Here is a 6,000-nt window from a genome sequence, read left to right as displayed (position 1 = left end):
CCCTACTGATTACTACTATACTGACTGGCAACTGCTTGTGTACGCGCTTGGGCTCGGGTTTCTGATCAATTTGCTGGTCGTTCCTATAACACGTATGTGCTTGCGTAAAGCCTCGAAAAAGCAGGGGATATACATCGCTTGTTTATGGATCTTACTGTCCGGGCACTTCGCGTTTGCTCTGATAACGCCCGTGTATGCACTTAATATCCTGCTTGGGCCTGCTGTTCCTCTTGGACCAACTGATCGTCGATTTGGGGACTGAGGTAGCTGTTTGCGATGATCGAGTACAGATGGACACCATAGGGACTGCTCTTTTCAAAGTATTAAAAGACAGAACAGCCGGTGATTGCGCAACTGGACGGGCGGTCTTTGTTTTGTCTGCCTTCCATAGCCCCTGCATAAATCAAAAAAGCTAGTACTTTTAATACACAATACTCCTTGAATTATTCTGTTTTAAATCCTCTTCGGTGATGCGCGTTCTTCTACTGCTTTTTTATGGGTTGCTTTTCCTCACCCAAAGTGGTCAGGCGCAAGTTAGGTCCCGGTTTGTGCTCGCGCCGCTACCAACGGTTAATAGCGCAAGCGAGATCTTTGGCATCACGCATGCGGCCGCAGCAGCTGACGGCACTACTTACTTGGGGGTGCGTACGTTGGACACGCTGCTAGTCGGCTCCACCCGGTTGGTGGCTCCAGCTCGTTTGCGGGCCAACAGCAACAATCAGCGCGTCGCGTCCTGGTTGATCACCCTCTCGCCTCAGGGGCGGATACGTCGCGTTTTTGAGCCGCAACAGCACAGTGGTCTGGTAACCCTCCACCCGACAGTGGACCCAGCCGGTAATGTTATCGTAGCGGGCCTGTTTTACGGCACGGTGGTCATTGGGCGCGATACGCTCCGCACCGTTGGCGCTAGTAACGTGCCTGATACGTTTCTCTATAAAGCCGATACGGCGGGCACTATCTTGTGGGCCCGTCGTATCGGCCCGGCCACGAGCACCCAAGGCACCGGCATTCAGGACTTCTCCGAAATCAAAACCGATGGCCAGGGCAATACCTACTTGGCTGGCACCTATAGCGGTACTATTGGGATTGGTCCCACGCAGCTAAGTAGTCAAGGCAATAGTGATGTGTACTTGGTAAAATTCTCGCCCACTGGCCAGCAAGTATGGGCGCGCTCCTATGGCGGACGCAACACGGATGTGCTCCGGCAATTCGACGTGAGTCCGAATGGGGACGTCGTTTTGAGTTGTTCCTTCCTAGTCTATTTCAACGTAGGGCCGTTCACCTTCTCTACGAATTCGCCTTTGCTTTACCCTGATGTCTGCTTGGCGTATATCAATGCCGATGGGTCGCCCCGTTGGGCAAAGGCTCTGGGGACTAACGTAACGGATCAAATTGCACTGCTAAACTTTCTGCCCTCGGGGGATGTGCTCACCTTGGCCAATAGCGCCGCTAATACGGTATTTGGCCTGAGCATGCCGGCGGGGCAATCGTTGCTACGTCTCCACGCAGCAACCGGCATCGCCCGGTGGGTGCGCCCGTGGGTACCCACGTCGGGAAATTTCCACTCAGTGGTGGACGGGGTCGGCAACCTCTATGTGGCACAAACAAATCGCAACGGCGTCACGCTTGGCAACGGGATAACGTTGCCGGCCGGCAACGGGGGCCAAGTGCCCGTGTTGGCCATGTATTCAGAAGAAGGCTTATGTCAATGGGCCGTTGCTGGAGTGACTTATGGGGCTACTCCCGTTGCGATCCTCAACGAAGGCTTCACCTCTCTGCAGATAACCGCCTCGGGCGAGATGGCGGTGGTCAGTACCAGTACGCGGGGGGGCTACACGCTGGGCACCGATACGATAGCGTCTCACTACACTAATTCGTCTAGCAGGCCATACACGTACAATTATTTATGGCGGCTGCGGCCGGTGCTGCACACAATGGGCACAAATGAGCCGCCCCTGTGGGCGTGTCCAGGCAGCCAGTTGTCCATTCCCTTTACCACCGCCGCTACCTTTGCCCCGACCACCCAGTTCACGGCCCAGCTCTCCGACTCGCTCGGCTCGTTCCTGACGCCCCTTTCCGTCGGTAGCGTCACGGGTACCAGCACAACGAGTATCCCGGTCACCATACCCGCCTCCGTGCCCAACGGGCGCTACTACCGCATCCGGGTGGTGGCCTCCGGTACGCCCGCGTTACCCGCTTCCGGCGAAGGCCGCGCCCTGGTGATTCGCTCGACCACGCAGGCCGGTATCCTGACAGCCACCGGCACGGTTACCGTCTGCGCCGGGACTGCGCTGCCGCCGCTACGGGGGCAGGCCACGCTGGGTACCACCGTCCAATGGCTGTTGAACGGGCAACCGATCGCTGGCGCAACTACCCTCACTTACCAGCCTACGCAAGCTGGTAGCTATAGCCTGCGAGCCGTCGGTTCGTGCGGCACCACCACCTCAGCACCGGTAACCTACACCAGCCAACCGCTGCCCGTTGTCACGCTAGCCCCCTTCGCGCCAATGGCTCTGACGCAGGCCCCCTTTCCGCTCACGGGCGGCACGCCGGCCGGGGGTACTTATAGCGGACCGGGTGTCACGCTCAACACGTTCAATCCGCAAGTGGCGGGTGTGGGCCAACACACGATCACCTACACTTACGCCGACCCAAACGGCTGCACGGCCACCACAACAGCCGTGCTGGAAGTGCGTACCATCCTTTCCCGCCTTGCTGCCCGCAACGCCGCCTTGTTGAGTGTGTATCCGAACCCCGCTAGCGGTCTAGTGCAGCTAGGTTGGTCGGGGGCGTCCTCCGTACCGGCAACTGTGGTCGTAACCAATGCTTTGGGCCAGGTGGTGCGCACCGAAGCGGTTCGGCTCTCGGCCACCGCACCTGCCCAGCTGGACGTACGCCAGCTGCCAGCCGGCGCCTACGTCGTTCGTGTGCAGCTGCCGCAGAACGCAATCACCCGCACCCTACTCGTGCAACACTAATACCAGCGTTGTTAGGTTATACCCTAGACTATGCCCGATTACTATAAGTCGGGCACTCCTCTTGGCTTCCTCGTTCCAATAACTACCCGCTTTCGCTTGGTAGCCCACCAACAAAGAAGCAGGAGTGAGCTACTCACTCATTACGGGGTGGCAGGATGGCCGAGGCCTTCTTACGGCGTATCGAATACTAGCATCTGCTAATCATTTCTCTCTTTGCTTTTGAGCTTGCCCGTACTGCTGGGCATTAGCTGATAGTATCTTTCTTCTTGCCCTCTTCCTATGCGCACACTTCTATCTGCTCTCTTCTTCACGGCCGGTTGCCTGCTCAGCGCCGCGCCTCAGGCCACGGCTCAAGTCCCTGCACCCGTTAAACAATGGGATAAACGCTTTGGCGGCAGCGGCAATGAGGAACTCAAGTTCGTGGAGCCAACCAGCGATGGGGGCTACATCCTGGGGGGCTTCTCTGACTCGCCTATGGACGGCGACAAAACCCAGGCCAGCCGAGGCGGCTATGATTACTGGCTGGTCAAGATCGATGCCGCGGGCACCAAGCAATGGGACAAGCGTTTTGGCGGTAGTGCCGCTGACCAGTTTGCTTCCCTGCATCAAACCAGCGATGGGGGCTACATTCTGGGAGGCGACTCTTTCTCCGGTATCAGTGGCGACAAAACCGAGGCCAGCCGGGGTATTAATGACTATTGGGTGGTCAAGCTGGATGCCAGCGGCAATAAGCAGTGGGATAAACGCTTCGGATCATTCGATAATGACATTCTCAGCAGCGTGCGGCAGACCAGTGATGGAGGCTATATCCTAGGTGGCTCCTCGAATTCCTTTTCAGGTGGCGATGTAACGCAAGGCAATCCAGTATACCGCTTTACGTATCACTACTGGGTAGTTAAACTTGATGCTACTGGTACCAAACAGTGGGACAGATCATTCGGCAACGATAGACAGAGTCCCCTGGAAGACTTGCAGCAAACCACCGATGGAGGATATATTCTAGGAGGCTCCTCGTCTGCTGGCATTAGCGGGGACAAAACGCAGGTTTCTCAAGGACTCGACGACTACTGGTTGGTTAAACTTGATGCTAGCGGGGTCAAACAATGGGATAAAACCTATGGCGGCGCTGATGGAGAGGCGCTGTACGATCTGCAGCAGACCAGTGACGGGGGCTATGTGCTAGGCGGAATTTCCAGATCCGGTATTAGCGGCGACAAAACCGAGGCTGGCCGAGGTGACTATGATTACTGGGTGGTGAAAGTGGATGCTGCTGGCATCAAGCAATGGGATAAAACGCTAGGGGGAAGTGACGGTGATTTTTTCAGGGAACTGCAACAAACTCGTGATGGAGGCTACATTGTAGGCGGTGTGTCTGATTCTGGCAGTAGTGGTGATAAAGCGCAAGCTAATCAGGGTGTCCAGGATTACTGGATCGTCAAGCTCAGTGCTACCGGTACCAAACAATGGGAGAAGACTTTGGGCGGAAGTCTAGTGGATGGCATGGCCTCTGTAACGCAAACCATCGATGGGGGCTACCTGCTTGGTGGATACTCCTACTCCGGCATCAGCGGCGACAGAAGTCAAGCTAATTACGGCTATGGCGATTATTGGGTAGTCAAGCTGGCCGCTGACCCGCTCAGCACTACGTCGGCTTCCACCCAGCTTGCTCTCACCGCTTTCCCTAATCCAGCTCGCACCCAGTTCACGTTGCGCGGCCCGCTGGGCACGCCCTACCAGCTGCTCAACCAGCTCGGCCAGGTCGTGCGCGCTGGTCAGCTCTCCGCTCAGCCCCTGGATGTGCAGGCCCTACCCGCCGGCCTCTACTTGCTGCGCGACCGGACCACGGGCCGCACCACCAAACTCGTGAAAGAGTAATTCATTGTTGGTTTAGCAAGCAAACTTGGCCAGTATACGGAAGTAAAACGTTGGGGGCAGCGGTCTGTTGGGACAAAACCCACCACTATTTCAAGGGTTATCTGAGAGGCAATCTTATGTGTGGAATTTCCGCGAAAGGAGCCCACTCGCAATGGGCCGTTTTCCCTTTCCTGTCCAAGTAGAGTGCCCTCGCTAGTTGCAAGCAATATGTTACTATTATGCTTGCCTGTTTCTACCTACATTCATCAGCTAAAAGTATGGGACGTCTCATCGTCTACCTAACTCGCCATTTGATAGGCATAGCCATCGGGATTGCTCGCAGTATGGGTTTCCCGAATACGTAGCCAGAATTCCACTGCCACATGAGAAGTGGCAGAACAGGGTCTTGTTTAAGCGGGCTCAGCCGCGCGTTGGGCCAGGCGCTGGACTTGTTTGTGGGTGAAGCGGCAGCCCCGGCGGGTGCGAAAACCCAATTCCTCCAGCTCCTGCGCAATCTGGTTGTACCCCAGCCCCTGTGCTCGTCGAGCCAGGATCAAGGCGGTAGCCTGGCGGTTAGCCTCGTGCGTACGCGCATTCTGTTGCCGGACCGCTAAGCCCTGGGCCTGGACCTGCTGCGTCAGGTTGGCCGGCGTACCGAGCTGCTTGCCCTGCGTTTTGAGCACCTGTAAGGCGCGGCGGGTGCGCTCGCTGATCATATCGCGCTCCTGCTCGGCCAGGGCAGCAAAGATGTGCAGGGTGAACTTGTTGGCCTGGGGCTGATCACAGGCCACGAACTCCACCCCCGACTCCATCAGCGAGGCAATGAAGGCCACGTTGCGCGAAAGCCGATCTAGCTTGGCAATCACGAGAACCGCCCCCTGGCGCTGGGCCAGCTGTACGGCCGCTCGTAGCTGCGGGCGTGTGGTCTTCTTCCCACTCTCGACTTCGACGAATTCCCCAAGTACATTTTCTTCTTTCACGAAGGCCTTCACCAGCTGCTGCTGGGCGGCCAGTCCGAGCCCACTCTTCCCTTGCTGCAAGGTGCTGACACGGTAGTAGGCGACGTAGGGCATGTATGAGGGCAGTTGGAGAAGGAACAATTACCCCTAAAGGTAGGGAGGTTGGACATTTTACAAACGACCGTTTATAAAATGTCCAAGGGCCCTTT

The 6,000-nt window shown here is 56.9% G+C and carries 4 protein-coding genes; 3 read left to right on the top strand and 1 reads right to left on the bottom strand.

Going from position 1 to position 6,000, the window contains the following annotated elements; all coding sequences use genetic code 11:
* The 3 genes from J0X19_RS23925 to J0X19_RS23915 form a co-directional block, all read left to right on the top strand.
* Window positions 1–262, top strand: a 262-nt coding sequence (locus J0X19_RS23925; RefSeq protein WP_206986946.1) for a hypothetical protein, incomplete at its 5' end; no start/stop codon positions are given.
* A 379-nt stretch (window positions 263–641) separates the two neighbouring features.
* Entirely contained in the window at window positions 642–2,978 is a 2,337-nt protein-coding gene (locus J0X19_RS23920; protein ID WP_206986945.1) for a T9SS type A sorting domain-containing protein, read from the top strand.
* 279 nt (window positions 2,979–3,257) lie between these two features.
* Window positions 3,258–4,853 (top strand): T9SS type A sorting domain-containing protein, encoded by a 1,596-nt coding sequence (locus J0X19_RS23915; protein ID WP_206986944.1) that lies wholly within the window; start codon window positions 3,258–3,260, stop codon window positions 4,851–4,853.
* A 389-nt stretch (window positions 4,854–5,242) separates the two neighbouring features.
* On the opposite strand, the gene J0X19_RS23910 is transcribed toward J0X19_RS23915, so the two are convergent.
* Window positions 5,243–5,932: a recombinase family protein gene (locus tag J0X19_RS23910; RefSeq protein ID WP_307788527.1), complete on the bottom strand. Its 690-nt coding sequence runs from the start codon at window positions 5,930–5,932 to the stop codon at window positions 5,243–5,245.
* Window positions 5,933–6,000 lie beyond the last annotated feature (68 nt).

Origin of the sequence: Hymenobacter telluris, assembly GCF_017313265.1 — a bacterium.
GTDB classification, from domain to species: Bacteria; Bacteroidota; Bacteroidia; order Cytophagales; family Hymenobacteraceae; genus Hymenobacter; species Hymenobacter telluris.
Note: the sequence above shows the minus strand (reverse complement) of the source record. Positions and strands in the feature narration are given on the sequence as shown.